The 13,524-nt window shown below is 56.7% G+C and carries 12 protein-coding genes; all 12 read left to right on the top strand.

Annotated features, from left to right (window positions below):
- Positions 1-85 precede the first annotated feature (85 nt).
- The 12 genes from AWB67_RS11320 (at position 86) to AWB67_RS11270 (ending at position 12,987) form a co-directional block, all read left to right on the top strand.
- On the top strand, positions 86-1,318 hold the full coding sequence (locus AWB67_RS11320) for a tyrosine-type recombinase/integrase (RefSeq protein ID WP_087656336.1): 1,233 nt from the start codon (positions 86-88) through the stop codon (positions 1,316-1,318).
- A gap of 94 nt (positions 1,319-1,412) precedes the next feature.
- Positions 1,413-2,288 (top strand): hypothetical protein, encoded by an 876-nt coding sequence (locus tag AWB67_RS11315; protein WP_087656335.1) that lies wholly within the window; start codon positions 1,413-1,415, stop codon positions 2,286-2,288.
- Positions 2,289-2,447: 159 nt separating this feature from the next.
- Entirely contained in the window at positions 2,448-2,663 is a 216-nt protein-coding gene (locus AWB67_RS11310) for a helix-turn-helix transcriptional regulator (protein ID WP_374729813.1), read from the top strand.
- Complete coding sequence (locus tag AWB67_RS11305; protein WP_087656334.1) at positions 2,663-5,173, top strand: DUF5906 domain-containing protein; 2,511 nt, start codon at positions 2,663-2,665, stop codon at positions 5,171-5,173. The genes AWB67_RS11310 and AWB67_RS11305 overlap by 1 nt, the downstream gene beginning before the upstream one ends.
- A 180-nt stretch (positions 5,174-5,353) precedes the next feature.
- Entirely contained in the window at positions 5,354-5,881 is a 528-nt protein-coding gene (locus AWB67_RS11300) for a hypothetical protein (RefSeq protein ID WP_087656333.1), read from the top strand.
- A gap of 617 nt (positions 5,882-6,498) precedes the next feature.
- The gene (locus AWB67_RS11295) at positions 6,499-8,181 is read left to right on the top strand and encodes a COR domain-containing protein (RefSeq protein WP_087656332.1); all 1,683 of its coding nucleotides are present in this window, start codon (positions 6,499-6,501) and stop codon (positions 8,179-8,181) included.
- Positions 8,178-8,630, top strand: coding sequence for a hypothetical protein (locus AWB67_RS11290; protein WP_087656331.1), 453 nt, complete (start codon positions 8,178-8,180; stop codon positions 8,628-8,630). Before AWB67_RS11295 ends, AWB67_RS11290 begins: the two co-directional genes overlap by 4 nt.
- Before the next feature lie 52 nt (positions 8,631-8,682).
- Complete coding sequence (locus AWB67_RS11285) at positions 8,683-9,117, top strand: toll/interleukin-1 receptor domain-containing protein (RefSeq protein WP_087656330.1); 435 nt, start codon at positions 8,683-8,685, stop codon at positions 9,115-9,117.
- Positions 9,118-9,326: 209 nt separating this feature from the next.
- Positions 9,327-9,890 carry a recombinase family protein gene (locus AWB67_RS11280; RefSeq protein ID WP_087656329.1) on the top strand — a complete coding sequence of 188 codons (564 nt, stop codon included), beginning with the start codon at positions 9,327-9,329 and terminating at the stop codon, positions 9,888-9,890.
- Between the two features lie 335 nt (positions 9,891-10,225).
- Positions 10,226-11,119: a M12 family metallopeptidase gene (locus AWB67_RS11275; protein ID WP_087656328.1), complete on the top strand. Its 894-nt coding sequence runs from the start codon at positions 10,226-10,228 to the stop codon at positions 11,117-11,119.
- A gap of 15 nt (positions 11,120-11,134) precedes the next feature.
- Positions 11,135-11,608: a hypothetical protein gene (locus AWB67_RS39515; RefSeq protein WP_125477581.1), complete on the top strand. Its 474-nt coding sequence runs from the start codon at positions 11,135-11,137 to the stop codon at positions 11,606-11,608.
- Positions 11,605-12,987, top strand: a complete 1,383-nt coding sequence (locus AWB67_RS11270; RefSeq protein WP_087656327.1) for a trypsin-like serine protease — start codon at positions 11,605-11,607, stop codon at positions 12,985-12,987. The genes AWB67_RS39515 and AWB67_RS11270 overlap by 4 nt, the downstream gene beginning before the upstream one ends.
- Positions 12,988-13,524: the final 537 nt, after the last annotated feature.

The following is a 13,524-nucleotide window of genomic DNA, read 5'->3' as shown; positions in this document are numbered from 1 at the left end:
TAAACGTCAATTGTCTATCGCTTACGGTTGTGTTTCGTCGCCTTTAATCGTAAAATCTATGGCGGGTAGGTTGTGGGGTACATAGATGCCGAAGATTGCAAAAGAGTTGGGCGCCTTGGCGGTGTCGCGTTTGACACAACCTGGTTTACATATGGTTGGCGGTGTTGCCGGGCTCGCGCTGCAGGTTACGGCGACCAACGCGCGCTCGTGGATCTTGCGCGTCATGGTTGGCGCCAAACGGCGCGAGATCGGGCTTGGAGCCTATCCGGCTGTCTCGCTCAAAGCAGCTCGCGAAGCAGCCAAGGCAAAACGCGACGAAATCGCGGCTGGCGTTGATCCGGTACTGGCGCAAAAGGAGAGGAACAGCCTGCTGCGGGCCAGTCAGGCGCGCGAAATCACGTTCGAAGAAGCCGCGAAGCGCTTTATTGATGCGAAAGAGGCTGCATGGAGCAACTCCAAACACGCCGAGCAGTGGCGCAACACGCTCGCGACTTATGCTTATCCTGTGATGGGAAAGCTTCAGGTTGGGCATATCAATCGGGAGCACGTACTGGCGGTGCTCGAACCCATCTGGAGGACGAAGACAGAAACCGCGTCGCGCCTGCGCGGCCGGATTGAGAGCGTGCTCGACTGGTCGCGCGTCAAGGGCTACAGCTCGGGCGACAACCCGGCAACGTGGCGGGGTAACCTCGACAAGCTGCTGTCTGCACCGAACAAAACGAAGCGGGTTCGCAATCATCCAGCCATGCCCATTGACGACATGGGCGTTTTCATGGTTGCTCTACGAGCGATGGACACGCACGCTGCACGCTGTCTGGAGTTTTCCATTCTGACTGCCGCCCGCTCAGGCGAGGTGCGCGGCGCCACGTGGGCCGAAATTGACCTCGACAAGGCCGTGTGGCGCGTTCCCGCCGAACGCATGAAAGCGAAGAAAGAGCATCGCGTGCCCCTGTCTGATGTCGCAGTCGCGTTGCTCAAGGCCATGCCGCGATCTGATGCTTGCTCCCTCGTCTTCCCCAGCCCGACCGGCAAGACGCTTTCCGACATGACATTATTGGCGATTCTTCGCCGCGCCAACCTCGACGCGACGCCGCACGGATTTCGTTCAACGTTCCGCGATTGGGCTGGCGAACGGACGAACTATCCGCGCGAGCTGGCCGAGGTGGCGCTCGCCCACGTGAAAGGCGACGAATCGGAAGCGGCTTACTGGCGTGGCGACGTACTGGAGCGGCGGCGGTGCATGATGAACGATTGGGCCGCGTTCATTGCGACGCCCATGGCAAAAGGCGCGGTCATTCCGATGCAGGAAATGGCGTAAACACTGCCGCCCGACCGTATCGGGCGGTAACGGCGGCATGGGTGCAGTAACTTCGCACGCTGCCTGATCACAGTCCGAAACGAGCAAGAATCCCATGTCTGAAAGTAAGTCTACCGACGCCGCCGATAACCACGATTCCGGTCGCGACCAAGTCGCCGGCGTGAATCCTAACGAAACGCCTAGCGCCCCAATCGTTGCACAAAACCCAATCAGAGACTGGGTCGACGTCGCGCGAGTAAAAGGACCGTCGGATCCCGCGTATGTCGCTGGATGGTGGGACGAAACGATGAGCGCGGAACGCTGGTTTGATCCCGAACAACCTGTCACACCCTCGCAGGCAGCCTTGGTCCTATGCGGGATCAATCCGCAACACTACAAGTACGCCGAACAGTATCGCGCCGAAGAAACTGCGGAGAAAAGCCTTGATGGACTTCCGAGTCGCGACACGGTAACCGGTAAAATCGTCCTCCGGAAGTCCGTGTCCGAAGCATATCGAGAACTGCGCCTGATATTTGATGGCGTTCGGCAGGCTGATCCCGGCGCGAACCGAACGATGGCACAGTGGCTTGAGATAGCCCAACAACGCGGGCTTGTGTATCACCGGTGGGTCGACGAGTGGTTAGAGGCTGTTGCGCAAATCGCGCGTTCAACCGGCGGCCTTAAGTCCCACGCACGCTATCATGATCGGGCATCGCCGCGCCCGGACGACCACGTCAGACTTGAAATTGGCCGGCCGAACAGCCGTGAAGCCATTGCCACGCACGTCGAAAAGCGGTCTCGTGAGCTATACCGCGACAACACATTGCTCACCAAAGAAGAAATCGCGACGACCATTGCAACCGAATTGAAGGCCAACGGCTACCCGGGCGATCGTCGTACCTATCTGAAGGCGGCTACGATTGTGAGGCTAATGCCCCCTGGCCTGACCGGTGGTCGGGCGAAGAACGGGAAGAAATCACCGGGGAAATAGATCGGCGCGCCGATTCAACGCCGCGCCGATTCACTACGCCGATTCAACAACGCCGTGGAAACCGCGCCAGCAATGGGTCTCGCGGTAGCGTCTCAACTTCTTGATAGGCATATGCGCCGATTTTGAAATCCGTCTTGTTCCAACAACAGACGAGGTTTCATGATGAATCGCAACGTATGCCTTAAAGACTTCGACGAGTTGCCGAACGCGGCCGCCGTCGATGTTCGCACTGTTGCGGCGCTGTGCGCTTGCAACGTAGCGACAGTGTGGGAGCGATCGAAGCGCGGCGCACTTCCCGCCCCGCGCAAGATCGGTGGTTCGACCCGTTGGAACGTTGGCGAGTTGCGCAAGGTGCTGCTGGGGGACGCGAAATAATGCAGTCCACCTTCACGAATACCGTCGTTCCGAGCGTGGCAACGCCGCTCAACTCCACCGCGGCGGCAGACGCACTTCGCGAACTTGCCGACACCGATTGCCCGCGCGAAGTGAGCGTTCTTGAAGCGCCCACCGAAGCTCCGATGACCCGCGAATGCTTTGGCCACGTAGCAGGTCCTGTGGACCGCGTGGCGCTGGCGGGAGCCGGCATGAGCTTCGACGAAGCCGAAGTTCGCAAGTTCGTCGCGCTCGTCGGTCTGCCCTTGATGTTGCTTGGCATCGATTCAATTACACCGCCCGCACTCCAGGCACGCACCTGCACGACCGCCGATGAAGTTGTCGCCGCCGTGCGGGAGTGGAACCCGAAGAAGTGGAACATCTACTGGCTGCCCAATGTCGCCATCATCGGTGACAAGAAGCCAGGGAAGCAGGATGTCATGACCGCCCGCTATGTCTGGGCCGACTGCGACCCGAACATCAAGCAGCACGGCAGCTTCGAGGCAGCGCGCGACCACCTGCTGACGACGCACGCGGCCAAGCTCGCGCCCATTGCATCGTTATTGATTGATTCGGGCAATGGCCTGCAGGCCTTCTTCAAGCTCGACGCGCCGTTCCCGCTGTTCGGGGACGGTGACTACATGGAATACGAAGCGCTCAACGAGCGCGTCGGCTTGGCATTTCAGGGGCCCGGCACGCACAACTGCGACCGTATCATGCGTCTTCCGGGTACGCTGAATTGGCCGACTGCGGCGAAGTTGAAAAAAGGCTATCCGCAAGAGCCGCGCATGAGCCGACTGCTTCACGCGAGCAAGCGCACCTATGCGTTCGAGCAGTTGAAGCAGATGCTGCCTCAGAACGAGCGCGCGATTGTGCCCCCAAAAAATCCGGTCATCAACGGTCTTTCGAAAGGCGACGTGTCGGAAGAAGTGCAACGATTTGAAGCGTTGCTGGCGACGGATCACGATCTGTCCGCACGCTGGGATGGCAGCGACCAGGGGCTGATCGATACGACTGGCAGTGCCATGGACATGAGCCTTTACGGCATGCTGGTGCACCGCGGTTTCTCGCACGAGGCCATCGTCGAGATCATGGAACCATGGCCGCACGGCGGCCAGGGGCGCGAGCAAGGCGAGCGGTACTGGAATCGTCTGAGAGCCCGTACGGCGGCGACGCCGCGCACCTCGAAAGCGGTCGATGACGTCGTCGCCGAACTGAACATGCAGTATGCGGTGGCCTTGGTCGGTGGCTCCGCCGTCGTGCTTGACGTAGCGTCGTCGCCGGTCAATTTTTTGAAGCCTGAGGCGTTCAAGACGCTGCTCCGCAATCGAACCGTCGAGGTGCCGAACGCGCACGGCGAGATCAAACTTCAGCCGATCGCCGATATGTGGATGAAGCATCCGGCGCGCAGCACGTACAAGGCTGTCGATTTTGCTCCGGGCGGCGGCGCGCGTGAGGGTGTATTCAACCTTTTCCGCGGATGGGCGGTTGAGCCCTACGCCGACATGAGCGCCGGGCAAGCCGCTCGCCAGTGCAATTTGATTCTGACGCACATTAAGGAGAACGTCTGCCGCGGCGACCAAGAGGCCTTCAATTACCTCATCGGCTGGTACGCCCATTTGTTCCAATCTCCGGCGGAGAAGCCGAGTGTTGCAGTTGTCGTTCGTGGCGAAAAAGGTGTGGGTAAGTCGAAGTTGACGGAGGCGATCGCTGCTTTGCTTGGCCCGCACGCGGTGACGGTGAGCCAGCGAACTCATCTCACGGGCCAATTCAATGCTCACCAAGCCCTGGCGCTCTTGATCGTCGCCGAAGAGGCTGTCTGGGCGGGCGACAAGCAGGCCGAGAGCGCGCTCAAGCATTTGATCACGGGCTCGACCATCACGCTAGAGCGCAAGGGCGTCGACGCGATGACGGTGAAGTCCTGCGCCCGCGTCGCGATGAACTCGAACTCGGAATGGGTGTTTCCTGCTTCGTCGGATGAACGCCGCCTGTTCGCGCTCGACTGCGGCAGTGACCACAAACAGGACCACGCCTACTTCAAAGCAATCGACGAGCAGTTGTATGGACCCGGGCGGGCCTCGCACGAGCCGGGACAGGAGTCGCCGGGACTGCGCGCACTGCTCACATATCTGCTGCGCCTTGATCTCACCGGCTTTAACGTGCGGCTCGTTCCCGAGACCGACGCACTCAAGGCCCAGCGCGCCGCGTCACTTGAGCCGCATGAGGAATTCCTGAAAGAATCCTTGGAAAACCACGAGATCTGCGGAAAGAGCTGGGATCAAAACGCGCAACCGATCGTCAAGCGCGAGTTGTACGATGCGTATCGGTCGTACATGCGCGACCGTCCCCGCTTGTACCGCGTCTCGCAGGAGGTTTTCGCGAAAACGATCAAGCGCGTGTTTGAATGGCGCGACCGTCAGCGGAGCGGCGGGAAACGCGAGTGGAGCGTCGCAGGCTGGAGCGAATCGCGTGCCGCCTTCGAGGCAGCGATGAAGGTCAAGATCGACGACTGATGAAGCAGGCTGCAACACGTCAACTCTCTACCTTGCAAGGCACCTGTTACGCGCAGGGCCTTGCCCAGTAAAAGCCAAAGCAGGTGCAGCAGGTCAAACGACCGTTTTTTGATTTCTTCTGGAAGGACCGCGGTCGGGTGAAGAAAACGCCCACGAGGCGAATCGTCGCAGTATCCGTCGGTGATCCTGAAGCTGATTTCTCTACATCTCTACTTTGACCTGTTTCACCTGTTTCACCGGTTTCACGCCTTGCAGATGGGGCAATTGGGCGCAACAGGTCCGCAGCAGGTGCAACACGTTAAGGAATATCGCAGCGAAGAAGGGAAGTTGCCGGAATTCAATTTCCTCCAGCAGCACCGAGAGCTGGCGGTGGGCTCCCTAGACGGATGGCCCGTCGCAGACCGACGACCGATGGTTCGCCATCCGGGCCGGGCCGGGCCGAGGCTAACGGCGCATGTTCGAAGGGCAATGGCCATGGTACGCCCCGGCATGTTCGTCCGTCGCGTCCGCGACGGGAGCAGAATGAAGCTGGGATTCTGCCGTGTCGGCACGGCAGCGGCGGACAATATGCCGTTGCTCCTCGGCACCTCGACCACGGTCGACAGGGCGCTGGCAATGATATGGGCGGCAATTGAAACGGGCAAGCTGGTATTGCTCGACGAACTGCGAGCGCAGGCCCGCGCGTTTCACTCCACTAACCGGCATTGAGACAAATAGTTCATCGCTGTCGACATCGACGATTCGGAGCGTCGCATCGTCACTTCCGGGCGGAAAACTCGGATCCGGTTGGCCCGATTCGTTCGCTCCCTGTGCGGCGTCGTCCGCGTCAGCACCCCATACAGGTATCACGCGCGCGCGAGCCGATCGCGGCTCGGCGGCTCGTAGCGCAACGCCGACAGTCGAGCACAGCACGAACGAGCAACACCGCGCCCTGTCGAGCATCGTCACCACTTGACGTGAATTCGAGGATCACGGGCGAAAATGTCAACTGGTCGCTCAGGTGGGGTTCGCATTCATAGGTATTGCCGTCTACCCTGACAGATGATTAGCAAGCCGGGTTCGTTTGCCATCGGAATGTGCAACCGGCAGAGGGGCCGAATCGCGCTACTCGCGACAGTGTGACAGGACGTGTCGGTGGTTCATCAAGAGCCAAACCCGCGGCGCAAACGTCACGCAGATAAGAAGAATGGCGGAGGAGAGCAAACCCGATCTAATTAAAAGATTGCTTCCATTGCTTCCCTGCAATTCCGACGCCGGCAATGCGGAGCTTGTATTCGTCGCACGAAATCGGCTCAGCGGTGTAGTGGCATACGGCATCGCCACAAATGAACCGGATGGGTTCAAAATTGCCCGACCGTACCGGCGTGGGGTTTTTTATGGAAACCGAGCACGACGACTACCACGAAGCGTTGCAGCGCATCCAGCAGGCGCTTGCGACCGGAGCGACAGAGGTATCTCTAGCTGGCCTCGACTTGGAGCGTCTGCCACGGGAATTGGCCGCCCTGACAGGCTTGCAGAATCTTAAGCTGAGCGGGTGCGAACAGCTGCAGGACCTGTCGCCGCTCGCCGGCCTGACGGGCTTGCAGCACCTTGACCTGAGATGGTGCGAGCAACTGCAGAACCTGTCGCCGCTCGCCGGCCTGTCGAGGCTGCAGTACCTTGGCCTGAGCGGGTGCGCGCAGGTGCAGGATCTGTCGCCGCTTTGTAGCTTGCAAAGTCTCAAAACCCTCAAGTTGAATGACTGCAGCTTTCTAGACTGCTCGCCAGCCGCCCAGCCTCTGGCGTCATGGGATCGTTTGCAACAACTTTTTGCAAATCACCTGACTGGTGCGCCAATGGATCTCGGATCTCGGGATGACCATTCCGACGACGCCTTGCCGCGAATCCGAGCGTGGCAGGTAGACCTTCTGGCTGGTGAAGCTCCAAATAGCACTGTCAAATTGTTTGTGCTCGGCAACGGGCGAGTCGGCAAGACGCAGATCTGCCGTCGCTTTCGCGATGACCTCTTCGACTCCTCAATACCGTCCACGCATGGCATAAGTCTGAGCCAAGTTCAGTTGGCTAATGCCAGTAACGACTACCCCGCAGTAACGGCCAACGTGTGGGATTTCGGTGGGCAGGACATTTATCTAGGAACTCACGCACTATTTCTGGACGAGCGGGCGATCTACGTGATCGCCTGGGCGCCTCAGTACGAAAATACTGAGGAAGCTGAGCTGAATGGTGTGCCCATGCGCAATCGGCCCTTGGTCTACTGGCTGGAATACGTGCGCTCCCTTGCCGGACTGCAGGCTCCCGTAATTGTGGTGCAGACGCAGTGTGATCAAGAGTTGGATGTACGACCACCGCCCTTGCCCACCGAGCATGGGTTTGAACGGATGCGCATCACTTCGTCCAGTGCGATGCAGGATGACGGCATGGAAGGGCTGGAACTGGAACTGAAGAGGGCCGCCCGCTATTTGTTGGGACGGTATGGCAAGGTGCGCCTGCCGTCCAGTTGGGTCGCAGTGGGTAAGGAACTGCGCGCTCGCATCGGCGAAAAGACCTTGTCGCGGGACGAGTTCGACGTGCTATGCCATGCGCAACACGGTGCTTCCGTTCCAGACGTTGTACTGGAGTATCTGCACCGAAGCGGCCAGGTGTTCTGGCATCAGGGGTTGTTTGGCGACCGGCTGGTGCTCGACCTCGCTTGGGCGTTGGACGGCGTGTACGCCGTGCTTGAACGCAATACATCGCTATCAGTTATCCGCAGTCAAGCCGGCCGCTTCAGCCCGCATTTGCTGGCGCTACTCGTGTGGCATAACTATGGAGAGAAAGAGCAAGAACTCTTTCTCTCCTTGATGGAGCAGTGCCAGATCTGTTTCAAGGTGACGGATGATGTATTCGTCGCGCCAGCCCTGTTGCCGACGCATGCAGCGGTAGAAAGTGACATTCAGCAAATCTGGCGCGGCGCCGCCCCTGATGCAACGGTGCGTCTGGACTACCCCTTTTTCACGAAGGGGTGGTGAGGGGCATGCTGTGCGGCCTAGGCCGGCAAGCCGGTGTTCATGCCGTCTACTGGGCCTATGGCGTGTGCTTCTATGATGCCCATCACCGCTCGACCGTGCGTATCTTTTCCAGGCTCCCCGACGTTAGTGGCGGCAATACCGGCGGGAATATAACGGTAGAAGCGGCTGGTCCCGGCGCGACTTCACTCGTCCAGCACCTCATGGCATCGATCCAGCGAATTAATATCGGACTGGCGCCAGCGATCACTTGGGAGCTTGGACAATCCGGGCGAGATCCGCAGCCCGAAGAGCAGGCATCGATTACCAAAGAGCAAGCATTCAAAGCCATCATCCTGCGCAACCGCCTCGGCTTCCGGGAGAACCGCATCCTGTCTACGTTTCCTACGCGTGGAGCGGGGAAAGTGCCGCGCTGGTGGATGAACTCGAGCGGTGCTTTCCGGCTGATATGAAACTGAAGCGTGACAAAAACGAACTACGGAGAGGCGCCTGGATTCCTCGTTCATGAAGGAGATCGGACGAGCGGATCTCGTCGTGGTGGTCCTGAGCGAGAAGTACCTGCGCTCAATTTACTGCATGAAGGAAATGCTTTTCCTCTTCCAACAAAGCCTTGGCGATCGAGAGCACTTGATGCGCAAACTGGTGCCACTGAGAGCAGGCGAACTGCCTATTTCAGGCGCGAAAGACCGATTGAAGATCGTGCGTTATTGGAAGGATGAGCATGACGAACTTGAAGCCGCCCTCACCGGTTTGGACCCCGCCTGTATCGGACAAGAGGATCGCGAAGAGCATTTGGTGCTGAAGGACTTCCAGCACCGGGTGGGCGACATCCTTGCCTGGATTGCGGACACGGTAATGCCTTTATCCGAGCGAAGGATCGACGCGGTTATCGATTTGCTCCACCAGAGAGCACGACAGCTATTCGACGGGAGTGGATAAAAACTAATGGTCCACATCCAGCGTAGCGGATCACGTGCACTGCGTGACGAAACACACCCAACATCCTCGAATGTCCAATTTGCGTATAGCCCAATCTGACTGTCAGGAACCAGCCGAAAACATGTCAGAACAGGGTCTAAAAGAACTTACTTGACGTATGCCGAATGGGGATCTAGATTTCACCTTGACACTTAACGGCAAGGACGACAATGAGCAAACATCAGCGCGTCGGTTACAGGCGGGTTTCGTCGGTTGACCAAAACACGGTCCGCCAACTCGACGGCATCGCGATTGACCGCACGTTCGAAGACAAGGCGAGCGGCAAAGACACGAACCGGCCCGCGCTGCAAGAGGCGATCAGGTACGTGCGCGACGGCGATACGCTCGTCGTTCACTCGATGGACCGCCTTGCGCGCAACACTGAAGACCTGTTGCGGCTCGTTCGCGAGTTGAACACCAAGCATGTGTCGGTCGAGTTCGTGAAAGAACGCCTGACGTTCACCGGGAGCGCGGCCGATCCGATGTCCGATTTGATGATGACTATGCTTGCCGGGGTTGCACAGTTTGAGCGCTCAATGATCCGCGAACGCCAGCGCGAAGGCATCGCAATAGCGAAGGCGAACGGCGTATACAAGGGTGGCAAGGCCAAACTCACCGCTGCGCAGGTAAAGAGCCTGAAAGCACGCGTGGAGGCCGGCGAGACAAAAACGGTCATAGCGCGCGAATTTGGAATCAGTCGCGAGACCTTGTATCAATACTTGAAGGCACAATAAGCAAGCCGCGCAGCAGATCAGAGCGAAAGCTTGCAAGCGAGCGGCTTTTTTCGTATGCCCGTCCAAATTACCCGGCTGTAATACCCTACCGTTTTCCTCCTCGCCCGGTCTGTCTTCTTCGCTCCAGTTGGCAGACGCCTTCCATCTTCATACTAAACGGTCGGCCTTTCGTCAAACGACCCGCTCCTCATGACTTCCGCACTGGACGCCGAATCCGAATGTTCGAGTCGTTGTAAAAGTATTAGCAACTTATAGAAAATGATTGCTTGACTGTTAGGATAAAAGTTGTATTTTGTAATTCTAAAGTAAAAAAACAAGATCAAGACTAAGAGGCAATGATGGCGACCTATCGGCAAGCTTTTCTGGTATCGGCCCTGATTGCAGGCGGCTCGTTTCAAGTTGAAGCGCACGACTTGCAGGGGCTTATGGCAGTCAACTCACTTCCAAAAAAAATACAGGAACAATTAAAAGACAACCAAAAACTGAGGGATGCGGACCTGCCCGCATTGACGGACCCCAATCTAACCGATGAGCAGAGAAAGAAGTTAGTCAAAGAAAAAAAGTTACCGAAGCGCTTTGAGTCGTTCGAGTCCGTTTTAAACGCTCTGGCACTCTGGCCGCAAAAACAGCATTTAAATTTGTGCGCTTTTAATGGAAGTGGGCAAGTGCGCAACGCTGTGCTCGAGGTTGCGCAGGGCGTAATCAGCGAAACAAATTTAAGCGTAAGCGATTCAATACCAAACTGCACAAGAGACGATCCAGCGGAAATCCGAATTACCTTTCGTACCAAAGGATATTGGTCGTATGTCGGAACGGAGGCGTTACAGATACCGACCAATCTTCCGACCCTCGGTTTATCAAACATCGATCTTCGGCTTCCGCTTGACGAGGGCTCAAAAGGGGTGATCAGGCATGAGTTCATGCATGCATTAGGTGCTTTGCACGAACATCAGCATCCATCCGTGAACTGCGAAGACGAGCTTAACTGGGACTACGTCGCGAAGACGATGCATTGGTCACCAAAAGAAATGGATGTGAATTTCAAACAATTGGTATTCAACAAAAATATTAAGGCAAGTGAATATGACCCAAAATCGATAATGCATTATCAGTTACGTGCAGACTATTGGAAGAAAGGCGCTAATTCATCGTGCTACTTGCCGTTTCAAAACACAATTTTATCTGATGGAGACGTAAAAATGATGAGACAGACATACCCGAAACAATGAAGAATTTGGAGAGAGATGATGTCACCGGTTGCAAAGAATATCGTTGTGTTTTGGATTGGAACCGCCCTCCATTTAGGCGCAGTGGCCCAGGTTTCAAGCGGCGGTGCTCACTGGAGTGCCCCGAAGTCGCAACATCCGCCCACCATAACTAAAGAAGGTCTTAATTTCGAAAATGGAAATGCCAAAACTGATGCGTCATTGAAAGACGTAATTAAGACATGGGAGGGCCAAAATCAGCAACCAACCGAGCCAAGCGGCCCGAGCACGTGCGTTACGAACCCCAGCAACTGTCAGACAGCGCCGCGTGCGAGTTCCAAAAAAAACGGTATTGAGGCTTTCGAAAATGGCGATACCGAAAGTGATGCGTTACTCAGCGATATCATTAAGACGTCGGCTCCGGGTCAAAATCAACAACCAAGCGACCCAAACAACCCAAACACGTGCCTTTCCAACCCCAAGAACTGTCAAACAGCGCCTAAACCGGAATGATCGAAATGCGGGTGGCTTGCATCGTCGTTTGGGCTGCAGTCCTGACAGGATTTTCAGTGGATGCTGCCTGCGGCGACCAGGTCGGCTCGGATTCGAGCTTGAATGACGCGGCGGACGCAGCCTCCGTCGTCAATGGAAAACTTTTGCCGTCTTTACCACTGAAATGTCTCCGTCAGGCAAACTGCGATGCACGCAAAGACTTAAACGCATTTGAAATCGGAAGCGAACCGATAGTGGACTGGAATTTTGACGCGAAAGGGAACCTTATCCGCGAAACTCCCGCCACCACTAACGAGCGCGGTAGGCTTCTTGAGCAAGTCGCGCCGTTGGTAACGAGACTTTCAAAGGAGGCTGCCGATGAAGCAAAAGATGCCCAAGACCCAGTCGGGAAATGGCAATCCAGAGCAAACGCACAGATTAAAACTGAAAAAAAGGAGTTACCTTCGCCCCCGGAAGCCTACGTCCGTTTGTCGAATGAATATATTGCCGGACGAGCCTTTCTCGACTGTAAGACTGGCTATCGAACGCTTGCGTTAGCCCAACAGTCGTCGAAGTTGAAGGGGGCTGAGCGCGACGCAGTATTAGCGACTGCTTACGCAAAATACGTATTTGGTTGCTTTCTTCCAGCACCTGCAGTGATAAAACACCGCATTGCAGTATTTTGGACGCCATGGCCGGAAAGAGGACCGATGGGAGCTTTCTGCCTCGGATATGCTCTAGATGAGCAGCACGTCGTAACAGCCAAGCATTGTGTCATCGATCCCAACGCAATGCGCCTTTGGGAAAAAGCTAAAAACAAGAAACCTGTACCGCTATACGTCGTGCCGTGGGCTAAGATTAGTTTTTCCGATTCTCTAGGTGCGCCCTACGATTATAAGATTTCTACATTCCACGAATTAGTTCATGATTTGACCTTTGACCCCAGGGCGTTTGGAAACGACATAGCTATCGTTACGCTTTCCGTGCCACGAAAGCTACCAGTCGCCGATATCGAGACTGCCAGCCCTTGGCGTTTAATCACTACTGTGACCGCTTTTTTATCGTTGGAGATGATCCAAGCGTGCGTCAATTCCAACAAGTCTGCGGAATGCGACGGTTCCACCTTAGTGCGCTTTGATGACACCACTAATTGTGTTACCCCGACCGAAAAATCCGGATGCCTTCTTCACTCTTGTCAGACCCGAGCTGGCGCCAGCGGCGGCCCCATTCTCGCGCGAGATGAAAAGGCGCAGACGCTGCTTGGTGTCCATACGGGCTCAATCGATACGACAGCACCTCAGTGCGCACTGCCTAAAGGCAAATACTTTCCGAACTATGGCGCGAGCGCGTCCGTATCTAGAGTCCTTTCGGCATGGAAGCAGCAAAGAGATAAGAGATAGCGAACTTTTGTTGAGTCGGTTTTCGCCAGTAGCTGCCAAGCTAATCGGTTTCCCTGCGCTCGTTCTATCTCGGACACGGCCTCCTATCAACCAGGACATTAAACGAGCTCGAGTTGAAACGCCGGGTGCTTGGCAGTCAGGCCTGCAATCGCCGCCAACTTGTAGGCCGGGACATTTGCAAGTTCCTTCGGCTCCAACTTGTAACGGGCTCGCCCTCCGGCAGCAATATCAGGCCGTGGCCAGTACATCCTGGATGAGCTGCGTCGGTGTCGCAAACTGACATAGCGATTTGCTCCACAAGAGCAACGGAGCTATACGACAGAGACCAGGCCAGCTATCTGCTCGGGCCGACTGCCGGAATGGCCAACTCGCGATGTACGCGATGGGGAATGCGGGCCCGAACGAAACAGGCAGGTGCTCGAATAAAACACAACGGGTTGGCCCGCTTTTGCCCGCTTCCTATAGCTGGAGCGGGCAAAACCGGACCGAAAGCGGGCTAAACCGGGCGAAACCGGGCCGCCGCCGTTTATTCTCGCG

Origin of the sequence: Caballeronia terrestris, from assembly GCF_001544515.1 — a bacterium.
GTDB classification, from domain to species: Bacteria; Pseudomonadota; Gammaproteobacteria; order Burkholderiales; family Burkholderiaceae; genus Caballeronia; species Caballeronia terrestris.
Note: the sequence above shows the minus strand (reverse complement) of the source record. Positions and strands in the feature narration are given on the sequence as shown.

Excerpts from the sequence above, each read along its gene's own strand:
- AWB67_RS11320 (WP_087656336.1), top strand. The coding sequence starts at position 86 with ATGCCGAAGATTGCAAAAGAGTTGGGCGCCTTGGCGGTGTCGCGTTTG.
- AWB67_RS11315 (WP_087656335.1), top strand. The coding sequence starts at position 1,413 with ATGTCTGAAAGTAAGTCTACCGACGCCGCCGATAACCACGATTCCGGT.
- AWB67_RS11310 (WP_374729813.1), top strand. The coding sequence starts at position 2,448 with ATGATGAATCGCAACGTATGCCTTAAAGACTTCGACGAGTTGCCGAAC.
- AWB67_RS11305 (WP_087656334.1), top strand. The coding sequence starts at position 2,663 with ATGCAGTCCACCTTCACGAATACCGTCGTTCCGAGCGTGGCAACGCCG.
- AWB67_RS11295 (WP_087656332.1), top strand. The coding sequence starts at position 6,499 with ATGAACCGGATGGGTTCAAAATTGCCCGACCGTACCGGCGTGGGGTTT.
- AWB67_RS11285 (WP_087656330.1), top strand. The coding sequence starts at position 8,683 with ATGAAGGAGATCGGACGAGCGGATCTCGTCGTGGTGGTCCTGAGCGAG.
- AWB67_RS11280 (WP_087656329.1), top strand. The coding sequence starts at position 9,327 with ATGAGCAAACATCAGCGCGTCGGTTACAGGCGGGTTTCGTCGGTTGAC.
- AWB67_RS11275 (WP_087656328.1), top strand. The coding sequence starts at position 10,226 with ATGATGGCGACCTATCGGCAAGCTTTTCTGGTATCGGCCCTGATTGCA.
- AWB67_RS39515 (WP_125477581.1), top strand. The coding sequence starts at position 11,135 with ATGATGTCACCGGTTGCAAAGAATATCGTTGTGTTTTGGATTGGAACC.
- AWB67_RS11270 (WP_087656327.1), top strand. The coding sequence starts at position 11,605 with ATGATCGAAATGCGGGTGGCTTGCATCGTCGTTTGGGCTGCAGTCCTG.